Source organism: Vibrio sp. Vb1755 (assembly GCF_033338635.1).
GTDB classification, from domain to species: Bacteria; Pseudomonadota; Gammaproteobacteria; order Enterobacterales; family Vibrionaceae; genus Vibrio; species Vibrio alginolyticus.
In genome coordinates this window covers 47023-62249 of the sequence record NZ_JAWOTA010000003.1, presented here as the reverse complement: position 1 = coordinate 62249, position 15227 = coordinate 47023, and the positions used below count along the sequence as shown (strand labels likewise).

Genomic DNA, 15227 nt, shown 5'->3' with positions numbered 1-15227 from the left:
TCAATCAAAATACACGCCGAAATAAAAAGGAGCTGGATTTACAGTGTAAAATCAGCTCCTAATAATTTCATTTACAGTGTAAATTTCCCTTTAGTGTTTACAGTGTAAATCGTTCCAAATGTGTCTTACTTCGTCCCTTAACTGCTGCTCAACTTGCCTTCTTCCAGGTAAACCAAATTGCTGAGCACATTCAGTCCAACTACGGTTAAGAAAAAGCTTACTGATCATCAAGTCGGAAGCGGAGTTCAAACCTAAGTTAAGTAACCACTGCTGAAGCCAAGCAGACACGGACTCATAACTGTTACCACCATCAGCATAGCATTCAATTAGTAATAACTTAGCGGGATGAAGTGGACTCATTCCCAAAGGTTGCGGTAATAGAGCTCGAAAAATAGAGGCTTCTAATTTTGGATAGACGTCAGCCACATTGTTAGACAACATTTCTTCAAATAGCGCCTGAGATTCATCGACCCAAGCCGTCTGTTGGGAATCACAAGGTTTGACCATCAAGACTGAATAACAACCGCTAGCAGCATCGCGCATTGACCCTAAGCGAATTGTACGGAAGTTCGATTGTCGCCAGAAATGGACCAACTCTTCCGTCGCACCGAAACTCGTGGATAAGTAAGCAATGTGTTTAGCCGCCATTTGATCAAGTTGCTGCAGCATTTTTTGACCGATGCCTCTTCCTTGCAATTCCGGATGAACAGCAATTCTCATGACTCGCAGCGTCGATAGATTCGCGACATTCGGAAATCCTAGGTGGTTTGCAATCGTAACTGGGGCTAAGTGTCCTTTAGGACGACGCTTACCAAGCTGAATTTCTTCAACCAATTCAGCGTCAAGCCCACCCTCTTCGACCGCTAATATTACCCCCACAACCGCATTATCTTGCTTAGCAAAATAGAGCTGACTGTTGTCGTCTTGCAAAAGGTGAATCAAATCATTCGGCGAGGTCTGATAATGAGCATTCACCAAAAGAGCGAAGCACTCACGCAGCAAACTAGGCTGCGATATCAAATTTTTCTTATCGGCTTTAGAAAGGGAAATTGAGTCGACCTGTTTAAGTTGATGGTGCGTTAACTCCGCATCCAACAAAAACGCGTCATAGAGCCATGATTCAAGCGCATCATTCATGCTCCAGCGGATGGGCTGTGTCATGTGCCATGTTTTCATTCCCGAACGCTGTTTTTGAAGCCAATCAACAAATTTAATCGTAAAGCCCCGGCCACAACCTTCATAACCGTGAATAGTCGTAGAAAAAACGAGTCGATGATAATGTTCGGTAATGCTTTTGAGCATAGGAACTGGAATTGCAGCCGCTTCATCGACAAGTAACAAATCACATTCAGGTCGACTCAATAATAGTTCATCTGGAGCAATAAATTGAATGGCTCCCTGCCCTGATTCTAATCTGTCCTTCTTAATACGCTGTGCGCTAGGGAGTAAACGTAAAGCATGTTGGTAAACAGGCTCAACGGCTTTTATAGATGGTGCCGTAATTAAGATTCTAAGCGGCTTCTGCTGTAATAAGTTCGCACACGCAATTCCGAGGGCACTTGTTTTTCCACGTCCACGATCAGCGGTCAAAATTAATGGTCGCTTTCGATGTCCTGTCACCACCTTTTCAATTAGAGAAATGGCATGTTCTTGTTCCGTGTAGTGGCTTTCTTTTTCTGCTTGCTTGATGTCTGGAGCCGTTGGCAATGGTTTGTCTTGCTCAATAACAACGAGCTTCTCCCATTGTTTGTGCATCCATTGCTGAGCAAAATTCGCATTTTGTCGCAGCTCAGTAATGACAATAAGAAAACCGCCGCCAACCAATGAGCCAAGCGCGGCGGTAAAACTATTGGCGTCAAAGCCATTTCGAGCATCAAACAATAGAACGTCACACTCTCTGCCTAGCAACATGTGCCCTTGTTTAGACGAAACACTGGATACGTTTTTCAAACCAAAATCACCAACAGAAAACCAACGTTGATGGCGCTGCGTTTTATGGAACTCTGACATCAACGCATTTTGCCAAGAAGCCTCGCCTTGAATGACAACACCAATCCTTTGGAAAGATTGGTGAGCTTGATGTTGAAGTGATGAAAGGAAATCAGATTGTGTCTGCATTTTGTCTATCCAACGTTGAACTGACGCAATGGTATCACATCTTTAATTTGACGCTTCTCAGATATAAAAAAACCGCCCGGAGGCGGTTGATTCAATCATCATTTGTTATTGCAGTTTGGTTTGTACAAACGCAAGAATCTCTTCCATTAAGCTGTCGTCAACTTTCTTCAAGTTCAACGCCAGGCTGCTACCTTTTCGGCTATAGCTTGCTCGACCTTTAACTAAGTCGACTTTTTCCGTCTTCTTACCAGGTTTTGCTGGTGCAAGTTCAGTAATCCAATTTTCGATGCTTTCCGTGACTTCTTTTGTCAGACGAGCAACGCCTTGAGCAGTGCTTCGCTGCCATAAAAACCCTTCGCTAGAGCGACATTTATCTAACAGCTCTTGCTGCTGCTCTGGCGTTAGCGTTGAAAACTGTTTGTGCAGTTTCACGATTGTTGGGCGACCGAGATCGCCAACATTCGGATACGCTTGAAGCAGTTCTAACGGTAATGCTGCGGCTTTTAAAGCGCCACTTACCAACGCTTCACTGCACTGGAACATTTTTGCCAATGCTTTCTGATCCTCAGCTTCACCACTATCAAGCTTAGCCTGCATCTCTTTCCCTTTTTCATATAAAGAGAGCGGCTTGTGAGCATTTGCCACATCAGACAAAAACTTAGCATGGTCAGTATTAATGTTGTCAGCAACATAAACCAAAAAGTCTTGTTCAGCGAGGATACAAGACATGCGACGACGGCTACCATCTAAAACTTCAATCTTGCCATCTTCAGTTCTACGACCCACTGCTGGATATTGTTGGCCACGCTCTTTGAGTGTGACTAAAACATCAGATAAAGCATGTTCGTTTAAGAACGATTGCTCACGAGCGTTATCAACAAATACTGTTGTTTCTGTCGCAACTTTATTTGCAGGAATACGCACAAGTTCAAACTGAACAATATTTTCACCTGCAACTGCTAGTTCAATCGTTTGAGCTTTCTCTTTTGCCGCAGTTTGCGCCTCTTGCGGAGTCACAACACGACGCTTATTCGTTTTGCCAAATAATTTCGCGTTTAATTCAGACGTTTTCAAAGCCATTTACTTATTACCCCTGATTCAATGACGGCCAATTAGAGTGCAGCACACGCTCTAATTCCAGTGCGCTTTTATGAACAGCGTCTTGCGCGGTAGCTAGTGTCTTCTTACCGCCTTCAAAATCGCTTACTGTCAGATCAAATACTGTGCTGTAGGTATCGGCACAGGTTTCAAACGCACGGCTACGAGGAATAGTAGCCATCATAACTTGGTCACCTAGAAGATAGTTCATTTCAGTTAAAACAGAAACTTGCTTCTTATTGTCGTCCTCAAACATGGTTGGCATCAAGCGAACAAACTCAAGACCATTCCAGTCCTCCGGGAACATTTCATATACCGTAGGCAAATGCTGGAAGAAGTTTACTGTTGAAGCCCAGTCCAGACGCTTAGCCGCACAAGGAATTAGCAAGGCATTTGATGCATACATCGCATTCCATACTAATGGGTCAACGTGTGGACCGGTATCAATCATAATGATATCGAAGTCATCAGCAATTTTATCAATCAGTTGCTCTTTCAGCAGACGGACGATATCGAGTGATGGGTCTTCAGATAGCGTTTGCCATGCTTCCGCATTAAACATCGCGTCTTCTGGAAACGCTGAAATCGACTTTAAGTTCGGATATTGCGTTGGCAGCAATACGTTTTTACGTAAAAATTCACTGTCAATTTCCACACCATCAGGCACGTTACCCAACATAATGTCTACCGCAGAATAGATATTATCATGCTCTGCCATGCTGATTTGCGGGTTGAGGAATAAACGTAGCGAGCCTTGTGGGTCTAAGTCGATTAAACAAATACGGTATCGTTTATCCAAATTTAGCGCTAAACATGCCGCTAAATGAACCGCGGTCATTGATTTACCTGTACCGCCCTTTTGGTTCTGCACATTAATAATCCAAGGTTTGTTACCTGAATTCTTTTTACGCTCATGAAATTTAGGCACTTCAGCCGCATCCATGAGCATGTGTGCTTCTTCTAACGTAATTGAATAATGATTCGCGTTGTTTTTAGTAAATTGATGCCCAGCGGCTTCCATTTTACCAATCGCGTCGTCGAGCTTACGGCGAGTTAGACCAGAACGGGTTTCCATCATCGCTTTCGACATTGGTGGGAAGTAGTTATCGCTTCGCTCTTCTAAAACAATTTCAATACGGTCAGCTTGAACCTGCTGAGTCAGCTCCGCTAACTCAAGAAGGTTTTCAATCGTTTTTTCTCTTTTCATGCCAAATTCCGTTGGAAGGATTTATAATTGCAATTGTACAGCAGTAAAGACCAAAAACAACAAAAAGGTGCACGAACATTTTGAATTACCATCACATAAAAAAACACCCAAATCGACGCTTTTATGATTTATGGTCAAAAAGATAACTATTTTTAATCAAATAATCTTCTCATAAGTGGACACCTAAACTTAAAAATAAAAAGTGTTACAGCGTCACTCATTTACAATGTAAATCAATTTTCTACCGGAACGATTATAATCTTAAGCTAAATTACGGATTATGTTAGACCAACCTAATTTAAACGAAAAATAGTAAGTAATATCGGAACAATAAAGACCTGAACACCTTGATCATGTCTCCGAGCAAAATAGGGCAGTTCCAGCGAAACATCTATGGAAGTATGATCAAGGTATGCTTATGATCATGCTTCCGTGTTAATAAGCAAATCCGAAAGCATGATCATGGAAAAATAGAGCAGAGTACGGTGTAAACACGCAAATAAAATAAGATCCATTAATCGGAAATATGATCAAGCCTTAGAATCTCTCGGAAGCATGAGTTTTCTTCTCTGATTTACGGTTGAGTGCAGACAGAATGGGGGATTGAGCAGAAATTGACGTTATAGAAGCCGGAACAATGAAATTGCTCAAGTTGCTATGATAAATCACGCTCTCATGATCATGCTTCCTGTAAATAAGCAGAGACTAGGATTTACTTCTAAATATGAGCGACTTGAATGTATTTTAATCAGATGAGTGATATCTCATCAATATGGGCGCCAGAACGATAGATATATTGGCTCTTGATCATCGATCCGAGTATAAATAACATCACCAATGCACAATATAATCATCGTGAAGATCATTATTAAATACTGCATCTGTGGATAACCTGTAAAAACATCATGATCATCGTTTCAAGACTCTTTTGATCATCTTTTCATAACCTTAATGATCATGCTTACGAATAAATATGATCATGCTTTCAGGTTATTGTTGATCATACTTTCAGATTTCTTATGATCATAGTTCCGAAATACATGGAAATAATAGTCTTATAGAACAAAAGCTTAGCGAGAAATTTCAAGCCAGATCATTAGATCATATAATCAATTAAGATCAGATTAATCAAAAAGATCAGTTATTTAAAAAACAATCTTTTTTCTTTATTTATGATCTGTTTTTCTTTATTCTTCGGAACCATAGCACAACTACGGCTAGTGTGATCTGGATCTAAAATGACGGCTGATGAAAAAATTCTGATTAAAGCACCGAGAAGCCACAAAGATGGCCATCTTTTTGAGGTACATGAATCCTCTGCGGATTGGGTAGAGCAGTACCAACATTTCAAAGGGGTGACCAAAAGCATCTTAGAGTTGCTTAATCTGATCTCATTACGAGGCTTCAGCAGCAAGGATGGTTTGGTTTCAACCACAGAGATTGTTGAGGCAACAGATGGGCAACTTACACGTGCAGCTCTGCAACAACGTTTGCGCGCAGCAGTAAATATTGGTTTATTTACTCAAACACCAGTGCGTTTTGAAGAGGGACTTGCTGGTAAAACGATGCTACATAAATTTGTGAATCCAAATCAGCTTATATCTGTATTGGGAGCAACAAGTCTTGTTACCGACAAAGTTCGCCAGAACGAGAAACAAAAACGTTCGAAAGCATTGGCTCAGACTCAAGTAAACAAACGTTTGTTGAATGAGCACGGGTTAAACACACCTCCCACGATGAAAGATGAAGCCGATCAATTTGTTGTATCTCCAACAAATTGGGCTGGGATCATTGACCAAGCACTTGCGCCACCAAGAACTCGAAAAAGTTATCAGAAATCCATGGTGTCGATCTCTGGCACAAAAGCCGTTATCGAGACGCGATCATCCAAAAATATCATGACTGTGGATGATCTCATGACCCTGTTCGCTCTCTTCACGTTAACGGTTCAATATCATGATCATCACAAAGATCAGTATCAGCTTGATGCGGCTCACGTACCAAACAAAACGCCGCTATACATCACTGATATTTTGTCGCTCAGAGGCAAAAAAGACAGTGGCCCAGCTCGTGATTCCATTCGCGATAGCATTGATCGCATTGAATTCACTGATTTTCAGCTCCATGAACTTACTGGACGTTGGCTAAGTGAAAACATGCCAGAGGGCTTCAAAAGTGATCGTTTTCGTTTTCTTGCTCGAACCATCACGGCCTCTGAAGAGGCACCTGTGGAGGGAAGCGATGGTGAAATTCGTATCAAGCCAAACTTATATATTTTAGTTTGGGAACCTTCGTTTTATGAAGAGCTGTTAACACGCGATTATTTCTTCTTGTTTCCGCCAGAGATCTTGAAACAACATACTTTGGTGTTTCAACTGTACTCTTTCTTCCGTAGTCGCATGGTTCGTCGTCACACGGATTGCATGCTACTGAGTGAGTTAAACCAGAAACTTGCACGTAACATTGAATGGCGACGTTTCTCCATGGATCTGATCCGAGAACTAAAGCGTTTGTCTGATGGAAAAGGGAATGATGATCTATTCGTCGTTAATTTGTGGGGTTATCACCTGACGATCGAAACCATGATCGAAAATGACAAAGTGATGGACTACCAGATCGACATCAAATGTGATGTCGAAGAGGTCTTACGTTACTCGCGAGCGCGAACGACCAACGCAGGAAAGCGTAACATGGCGCCTACGCTGCCAAATCCACTTCGTAATGAGATGGTAACCCGACAACAGCTTGAGGAGCTCTCAGGCATCATAGACGGCGAATTTGAGCCCATTCAACGCAAAGCACCGTCTCCAAGAGGAAATTTAGGGCGACGCGTGAAGCAAAGAAAACATTTGGTAGAGATCAATGCTGATGAGATCACCATTACTCTATCTAAATATACCTCACCAGAGGCTCTAGAACGCAGTATAACGGCTTTGTCTGCGATGACAGGGCACTCCTATGCCTCAATCAAAGAAGAGTGCTCAGATTACATAGAGAAGCTCGATTGGCTAAGGGTAGGGGATGAGCCGATTCCTTATGAGACATTAAGTAAAACCGTCGAGCTGTTTAACACCCAGAACGATGTTAAGCATCTTACCATCGAGCGCTTGATTGCGGGGTTAGCGGTGCGTCGGAAAGTTTGTCGTCAAATCTTCGATGGTCACATGGATGAAATGGTATTTCGTGCCTTGGATGAAATGGCGATTTAAAAGTGTCGCTTGATGTGTATCAAGCTATAGGTGTGATGTATCGGTTTGAAATGTAACAATGTCTTTCGATGATAAAAAACAGACTTAACTCTTACAAACCACTGACATTAGAAGCCAAGCCTAATACTACTATTTATCCCGAATAGACAACCTTTTGTCCTTTCTGATGATTAATAGATTGGCTCATATTGTTACATTCATTCTGAATAGACTTCGCGAGTTTCTCCTCAGGAAACTCGCTTTTTTTTGCCTAAAATTCCGCTAATTAAGCCTTGATCATTTTTCCGGACTAATGAGGTAAACCTTGATCATGCTTCTTGGATTCATTCCAGTGTAATGAACGCATCAACGCAACATGTGATTCGATTAAGCTATGGGCTTGTTCCTGCCACTTGTTTTGATCACACTGCTGATTACAAAACTCTAACGCCACAACGGTGAGATGCTGAAGTCGTCTCAAACACCAATCTTTGATCAGAATATCAGTCGAGACTTGGCATGCTGCTTGTTCAAGCTTTGCACTCGTATAAAGCAAGGTTTGATATGCTTTCTGAGGGTCTTGGTACCTTGCATGTTGAAACACGCGTAAACATCCATCCAACCAGCAAGCAATCGCTTTACTTTGAAGATCACTCAATTCGGGTCCAAACACGTCATCAGGCACCTGATATAAGATCGTTTCCAATTTTTCTACTTGATCATGTTTCCGCTGTTCGTACCACATGGCGATTTGATCTTGCCAAGTACTCAAATCCATTACGCTGCCTCAGTCCATTGTTTTACATAGTGATTTGGCCCTATTTGATCAAATTCGTCGACAATTATGCTGCTACGTTGACGAATTTCATCGGCATCTATCGAATAGTTTGGCTCATTTTTCACTAAGTTACCAAAAGGTAAGTCAGGATCAGGAACGGCAGAAATCAACAGCTTAGTATAAGGATGCTGCGGATTCTTAAGTATTGAATGAGTGTCGCCCCATTCAACGATTTGCCCTTTGTACATTACTGCGGTTTCTTCCGCGATGTAGTGCGCAGTCGCCAGATCATGAGTGATGTATAAAAAACCAATTCCCAGCTCTTGCTTCATTCGTTGCATTAAATTCAACACTCCCAAGCGAATAGAAACATCCAGCATAGACGTAGGCTCATCTGCAAGAATGATTTGCGAACCTACCGCTAAAGCCCTTGCTAAGTTTACTCGCTGACGTTGCCCACCACTGAGTTCGTGAGGGAACTTATTCAATGTCTCTTCAGGTAGTTCCACCAGCTTTAGGAGCTCTTCCAAGCGGGCTGGGATGTCGCGCGCGTTTTTGACTTGTTTATGAATTTTTAAAGGACGTGTTAGGTGATGGCGAATGGTATGAGTTGGATTGAGAGAGCCAAACGGATCTTGAAACACCATTTGTACTTTACTGCGATATTCTTGTAGAGCCGATCGTGACGTGATCTCATTTATGTCAGTGCCATTGAAAAGGATCTCGCCTTGCGTTGCTGGATAGACTTTGGTTATTAAACGAGCGCAAGTACTCTTACCGCAGCCTGACTCTCCAACCAAAGCCAAGGTTTTTCCTGCGTACAGATCAAAAGTCACTCCTTGAAGCGCACGAAAGGTTTCCTCTTTCGCTAAACCACCGCCCACTTTGAATTCTTTAATCACATTTTTCATTTGGATGATAGGCTGGCTCATGGTTACGCTCCTTGTAACTCTGGTTGTTTGTGGACGTCATGGATGTTTGGGAAAGAAGCCCATAGCTTTTGCGTGTAGGGGTGTTGAGGATGATTGCGTATATCGTATGCTCGATTGACTTCGACGATTTCTCCGTGACGCATGATTGCAATTCGATCACATAGTTGGCTCATGAGTGCCAGGTCATGAGTGATAAAGAGGACTGAAAAACCGAACTCATCTCTAAGCTGATAAATTTGCTGTAAAATTTCTCGCTGTACCACTACATCTAATGCTGTTGTGGGCTCATCCATAATGATCAGTTTTGGATTTAGAGACAAAGCAATGGCTATCACCAACCGCTGACGCATTCCTCCTGAAAATTGATGAGGATATTCTGCTAAGCGTTCTCGAGGAATATTGACCAAGTCCAACAACTTTTCTGCTCTATCTTTTGCTTGAGCGTTAGTGAGGCCTTGATGGTGTCGTAACACATCTGCAAATTGCTCTTGTATCGTTAAGACAGGGTTGAGTGAGTTCATCGCGCTCTGGAACACCATGGCGATTTCACTCCACCTTAGAGCGGTCAGCTCAGAGTCTGAGATACTAAGGATATCCTTGCCATCAAACCATATTTTACCGCCAGAAATGTACGCTGGCGGCTTATGAAGACGATTTATTGAGAATGCGATTGTGCTTTTACCACATCCAGATTCACCGGCAAGACCAAATACTTCGCCTTTGCCGATATCAAAGCTGATGGACTTTACCGCATTAAAATCACCATTATCAGTGATGTAATCGACGCACAAATCTCGGATCTGGATGACCGGGTCATTGTGGTATGCATGACTTAAGTTAATACCATCCATATAAACACCTAACTAATCTAAAAGATAATTATTATCATTATCAGGTGTGGCGGTTTTTAGAAAGTATCAAACCATGAATCAGTGAAGTGACTCGAAAGTTAGGTGAAACAGGAAGTGGTGTAATGCGTCGTTGATAAAACTAAAGAAGAGCAGAATTGAGAGCTAGATCAGCACACTTTTCGTAGGGGGAATTACTCAAATTTAATCGTAAATTTGTCCCTTGGCAAAACTTAAATGATGAATCTATTAAGGAGTTAACGAAAGGGCGGGAGGGGTCACATTTCCCTACAGTTTTTCTTACCACCTTGTTCCGGTTTTGCTATAGATTACGCATCGAAAACATGGTGTGTTCGGAGGAAATATGTCCATTAATTCTATCGACCATGACGAGATGACCAACATCGCTCACAAATGGGAATTACCTGATGAGGAAACCGTTGTGAAGCCAGAGAAAACAGTGAAATCAGCAGAAGCCAGAAGACGCATTGAAGCGTTACGTGAGATCCGTGAAAGTGGGTTGACCATTGAAGAAGCAAGGGAGCTTGGCTTGATACACTGATCGCCTCAGGTTGGTTTAGCAACCCATAGGGTAGTCGACGGACTGCCCTTTTTATTTTTTCACTCTATTACTCTCTTATTCAAACCGTCCATTTATCTGTCTTGCGCCTCAAAAGCACGAGTTTCACACTCACGTCCCGTCCCGAAGAAGTTTGACAATCTGACCTTGTGTTACTAGATATATCAGTAGCGATATGCTTTTTGTTGATTATCGCAACCACAAAGCAAGGAGCGCAAGTATGGTTGATCAAATCCTTTTTTATGAGCCCGATGAGCCCCACGGTTTTCTCTCAAATTTTTGCCATGCCCCAGTCAATATCTCCTCCCAAACTTGGCCCACCAGCGAACATTATTACCAAGCCCAAAAGTTTCTCGATGCTCAGTTGCAAAGTAAAATTCAGCACGCAAGCACCCCTGACGAAGCGTTTGCTTTAAGCCGCAAATACGAACACTTTGTCAGAAGCGATTGGGACGATATAAAGTTGGCTGTTATGGCTTTCATCGTTAGGGAAAAGTTTCTACAAAATCCACCATTAGCGCAGCAATTAATGAGAACGGGTAACGCTTGCCTAACAGAGCATTCTCATAAAGATGCCTTTTGGGGAGACGGGGGAGATGGTAAAGGAGAAAATCATCTAGGAGAGATTCTGATGAATGTGCGGGCAGAGCTGAGACATGTTGAGCCTTACAATCTCGTGAAGTTTATCGATAAAGCCAAATTGCCCACCCAGTGGGGCACATTTATGATGTACGGCTTTATTGAAGCCGCGACAAATAAAGAGCATCTTGCTCTGGTCTATGGTGAGCCAACAAAAAGTGCAGCTCCACTTATTCGGTTGCATTCGGAGTGTCTTACCGGAGATGCTCTATTTAGCACGCGTTGTGACTGTGGTTTTCAGCTTAATAGAGCGCTACAAAACATCGTCAAAGAGGGATGTGGCGTGCTGCTTTATTTACGTCAAGAAGGGCGTGGAATCGGCTTGATTAATAAAATTCGTGCCTATCACTTACAAGATGATGGCGCAGATACCGTGGAAGCAAATGAGCGTTTAGGTTTTGCCGCTGATATGCGTGATTACGCGTTCTGTAAAGGAATGCTAGAGCATTTGGGGATTGACGCTGTGCGTCTAATGACGAATAACCCACGCAAGCTCGCCGCCTTAGAAGCGGTTGATATTAACGTCATTGAACGAGTGCCATTACAAGAAGGGAATAACCCAAGTAATCAACATTACCTGCAAACCAAGGCGAGTAAATTGGGGCACATGTTTGATCCTAAGTTTGTTAACCACACTAAGTAAGTGCTACAGATTTTACAGAAACAAAAACGCCAACGTATCATCGTTGGCGTTTTTGTTAATGATTTGATTCATTGATACTTTTGAATGATTTCATCAATTTCCCCTGAGGTTTTTAATTCAACGAGTCGTGTATTAATGTAATTTTGAGTTTCTGGTTGCATTTGAGGTGAAAAAGCTAGGTAGATTGAGTAGTCAGGAATAACCGAGCTGAAAGGCTGTATCTGAAAATTCTCTAACGGCAAATTGAGTCGCTTTAAGTTGTAAAGGACTCGGGATTCCATCTCGACAAAAGCTGTATCTCCAGGGGTTCGGCTTATCACTCGGTATGCGGCGTTGTAGTCTTTCACGCGCATTTCATTGACACTGCCATTTTCAAAGAACGGTGTTAAATTTGGATAATCAAACCCCAGCAGTAATACAATAGAACGACCATGCATCGTATCCATATTTTTGAATTCTAAAGGCTTCTCGCTACTCGACACCAGTACATGTTTTACAGTGTAAATGGGCTCCTCAGATAAATTTTCCGATTGCACCTTGCCCCAGTTCGGGCTGCCATAAGTTAACCAATTTGGCTCAGCGCCTTCTTCCAATATGGAAATCATACGTTTAAATGGATAAGTATGATAATTCACTTGGTAATCCGACTCCGCGAAGATAGCGCTGACGATATCGGTCACAATTCCGGAGTGCATTTGTCCCTGTTGTTCAATTTGAAATGGTCGAGCTTGTTCAGCAATGACGTAATAGTTCACTTGATTTGCGGTCACATGAGAACTTACAACAATTAAGCTAAAAGCCAATCTAAGTAGAAGTCTTTTCATCGTATCCTCGATTATTATTTGTGCGTAGCTATATTTAGAGTAGCGCAAGTTTATCGGAGCGGTTTCATATGGATGAAAAAGAGCGATCTCAACGTCGTTTTAGTATCGGCAACCAACTTATGTTGGCGGTATTAACGTTGAGTTTAATCTTTACGGTCATCATTTCTACAGTGAGCTTATATCGAGTTTTTCACGAAGATTTAGCCCATTTAGATGTTGAATTAAAGCAGGTTGAGTCTAGCTATTTATCGAGCTTTTCTGCGAGTTTGTGGGTAGAGGATAGGGAGCTGTTGCTGACACAAGCTCAAGGTGCAATGCGTATGCCCTCGGTGGACTACTTACGTATTGCTAGTGAAGACGAAGTTATCATTGAATTAGGTTCGGCGCTTTCTGAGGATGTTGTCGAGAGAAGCTGGCCGATGCAGTATCGGGTCGGCGATAAAACGTATGATCTCGCGATATTAACGGTTCAATCGGATCTTAGCGCGATATATGAAGATCTTTGGCAGCAGTTCTTTTTTCTACTTACGACAGAAGCGATCAAAATTCTTGTTCTCATCATTGGTGTTCTTTGGGTGGCGTTTCGCTTGTTGGTCAATCCGTTACAATTGCTGTCTGGTGCGGTGAGCGATTTTCGTGGCGGTACAGTGCCGAGTAAAGTGACTCTCCCTAAACGATGGTGCTTTGATGAAGTGAGTGTTTTGGCAGAGAAATACAACCGAAGTGTTGAGAAAGTGAAAGAGCACCAGACTGAGTTAGAGGCTGAACGCGATAGGGCAGAAGTCGCTAATCGTAAGAAAAGTGAGTTTCTTGCCACTATGAGTCATGAGATCCGCACACCGATGAATGGCATTATTGGTGTGTCGTCGTTGCTCAATGACACCGACCTCGATCCCCAGCAAAAAGAGTTTGTAGAGATCATTGACAGTTCTTCTCACTCACTAATGACGATCATCGACGACATTTTGGACTTCTCTAAAGTTGAAGCTGGCAAAGTAGAGCTGGAATACACGAGCTATGATCTTCGCGAGCTACTTGACGATGTCATCAGTTTACATAGTGTCAAAGCCAAGCAGAAAAACTTAGAGCTGCTCAGCGATATTGATCCTCACTTGCCAATGGAAGTGCAAGGTGATGCCACACGATTGAAACAAGTTCTGAACAATTTGTTGAGCAACGCGATTAAATTTACCGAGCGCGGCCATGTGAAGCTTCTTGTAGCGTTATCTCGACTTGATGGAGAGACCGCTCATATCCGGTTTCGAGTTGTGGATTCTGGTATTGGTATTGCGAAAGAGCACCAACAAGCAATCTTCGAACGCTTCCAACAAGCTGATGGTAGTACCACCAGAAAGTATGGTGGGACAGGGCTTGGTTTGGCGATAGCTGCACAGTTGGTTAACTTGATGGGAGGAGAAATACAACTAACAAGTGAGCTTGGGCTGGGAAGCTGTTTTGAATTTTCGATTCCTGTTGCTGTAATAAATGCGCAATCGACCTATACCGGCCAACTTAATGTATTAGATTTCCCGAAAGCGGAAGACAACGAAATCAGCCCTCAAGATAATGATAAACCTTGGGTATTGGTTGTTGAAGATACCATCGTCAATCAGAAGGTAGTTCGCATCATGTTAGAAAAACTGGGTGTGCGAGTGAGTGTCGCCAACCATGGCGAAGAAGCATTGCAGCTGTGTGATCAGCAGCCTTTCGATTTGATTTTTATGGACTGCCAAATGCCTGTGATGGATGGGTTTATTGCTACGGAGCGAATTCGAAAAATGGGAGAGTGGGGGAAACACGTTCCAATTATTGCGCTAAGTGCCAATGTCATTAAAGAGGATCAGCAACATTGCTTCGATGTTGGGATGAACGAGTTCGTGGCTAAACCCGTTACCAAGACTCGATTACAACAAATATTCGAACAGCATTTACCAAAAGCACTGAAAATCAGCGCTGTGCCTAAATAGTTAACTTGAAATCGATCAAGTTAAGTGCGTTTCTATTCTGTAATTGTAACTCTGTGTGATATAGTGCCCGGCTAGTATTTAAAGTACCTTGAGGCTGTGAATGTCGTTTAATCTATCCCTATTGCCGCCTGACGAAAAAAACAAAATCGAACTGGATAAGCAGGCGTCGTTTTTGGTTTGGAAGCTCAGAGAGGCCAAATCTGGTCCTGAAGCAATAGAAGAACAGTTGTCCAAGATTAACGATGCTGATGAAAAGGCGTTTTTTCAGCAATCGGTCGAAAAGTACAAACGAGTAATGGGTGTCGCTTAACGCGAACCGTGGCAATGGTTCAATCCAATGTGACGAATGAGGTAACCTCCCTATTCCTTTGCTAAGCGAAATTGAAAAGGTTTCGCTTTTTGCTA

Annotated in this window: 12 protein-coding genes; 5 read left to right on the top strand and 7 right to left on the bottom strand. The window is 42.5% G+C overall.

Going from position 1 to position 15227, the window contains the following annotated elements; genetic code table 11:
• Positions 1-90 precede the first annotated feature (90 nt).
• From R7E00_RS04860 to R7E00_RS04850, 3 genes are all read right to left on the bottom strand, one after another.
• Positions 91-2118: a tRNA(Met) cytidine acetyltransferase TmcA gene (locus R7E00_RS04860; protein WP_213907521.1), complete on the bottom strand. Its 2028-nt coding sequence runs from the start codon at positions 2116-2118 to the stop codon at positions 91-93.
• Positions 2119-2223: 105 nt separating this feature from the next.
• Entirely contained in the window at positions 2224-3198 is a 975-nt protein-coding gene (locus tag R7E00_RS04855; protein WP_005374504.1) for a ParB/RepB/Spo0J family partition protein, read from the bottom strand.
• A gap of 7 nt (positions 3199-3205) precedes the next feature.
• A complete protein-coding gene (locus R7E00_RS04850) occupies positions 3206-4423 on the bottom strand; it encodes an AAA family ATPase (RefSeq protein WP_005374503.1) in 1218 nt (405 codons plus the stop codon).
• A gap of 1238 nt (positions 4424-5661) precedes the next feature.
• On the opposite strand from R7E00_RS04850, the gene R7E00_RS04845 reads away from it, so the two are divergent.
• The gene (locus tag R7E00_RS04845; RefSeq protein ID WP_017635223.1) at positions 5662-7632 is read left to right on the top strand and encodes a replication initiator protein RctB domain-containing protein; all 1971 of its coding nucleotides are present in this window, start codon (positions 5662-5664) and stop codon (positions 7630-7632) included.
• Between the two features lie 289 nt (positions 7633-7921).
• Here the strand turns inward: R7E00_RS04845 and R7E00_RS04840 are convergent, their stop codons facing one another.
• Genes R7E00_RS04840 through R7E00_RS04830 form a run of 3 tightly spaced genes read right to left on the bottom strand, consistent with a single transcriptional unit; the run spans position 7922 to position 10172 of the window.
• Entirely contained in the window at positions 7922-8389 is a 468-nt protein-coding gene (locus R7E00_RS04840; protein WP_065275567.1) for a transcriptional regulator, read from the bottom strand.
• Positions 8389-9321: an ATP-binding cassette domain-containing protein gene (locus tag R7E00_RS04835; RefSeq protein ID WP_104980285.1), complete on the bottom strand. Its 933-nt coding sequence runs from the start codon at positions 9319-9321 to the stop codon at positions 8389-8391. The genes R7E00_RS04840 and R7E00_RS04835 overlap by 1 nt, the downstream gene beginning before the upstream one ends.
• Positions 9322-9323: 2 nt before the next feature.
• On the bottom strand, positions 9324-10172 hold the full coding sequence (locus tag R7E00_RS04830) for an ABC transporter ATP-binding protein (protein ID WP_054576517.1): 849 nt from the start codon (positions 10170-10172) through the stop codon (positions 9324-9326).
• A gap of 361 nt (positions 10173-10533) precedes the next feature.
• On the opposite strand from R7E00_RS04830, the gene R7E00_RS04825 reads away from it, so the two are divergent.
• The gene (locus R7E00_RS04825; RefSeq protein ID WP_005374493.1) at positions 10534-10731 is read left to right on the top strand and encodes a PA3496 family putative envelope integrity protein; all 198 of its coding nucleotides are present in this window, start codon (positions 10534-10536) and stop codon (positions 10729-10731) included.
• A 238-nt stretch (positions 10732-10969) separates the two neighbouring features.
• Positions 10970-12031 (top strand): GTP cyclohydrolase II, encoded by a 1062-nt coding sequence (gene ribA, locus R7E00_RS04820; protein WP_262606188.1) that lies wholly within the window; start codon positions 10970-10972, stop codon positions 12029-12031.
• Between the two features lie 68 nt (positions 12032-12099).
• Here ribA and R7E00_RS04815 read toward each other — a convergent pair whose 3' ends face one another.
• Positions 12100-12855 (bottom strand): substrate-binding periplasmic protein, encoded by a 756-nt coding sequence (locus tag R7E00_RS04815; protein WP_005383196.1) that lies wholly within the window; start codon positions 12853-12855, stop codon positions 12100-12102.
• Positions 12856-12923: 68 nt separating this feature from the next.
• Here R7E00_RS04815 and R7E00_RS04810 point away from each other — a divergent pair, with 68 nt between their 5' ends.
• Entirely contained in the window at positions 12924-14822 is a 1899-nt protein-coding gene (locus R7E00_RS04810) for an ATP-binding protein (protein WP_025768716.1), read from the top strand.
• A 100-nt stretch (positions 14823-14922) separates the two neighbouring features.
• Positions 14923-15132 carry a DUF3283 family protein gene (locus R7E00_RS04805; protein ID WP_005374484.1) on the top strand — a complete coding sequence of 70 codons (210 nt, stop codon included), beginning with the start codon at positions 14923-14925 and terminating at the stop codon, positions 15130-15132.
• Positions 15133-15227 lie beyond the last annotated feature (95 nt).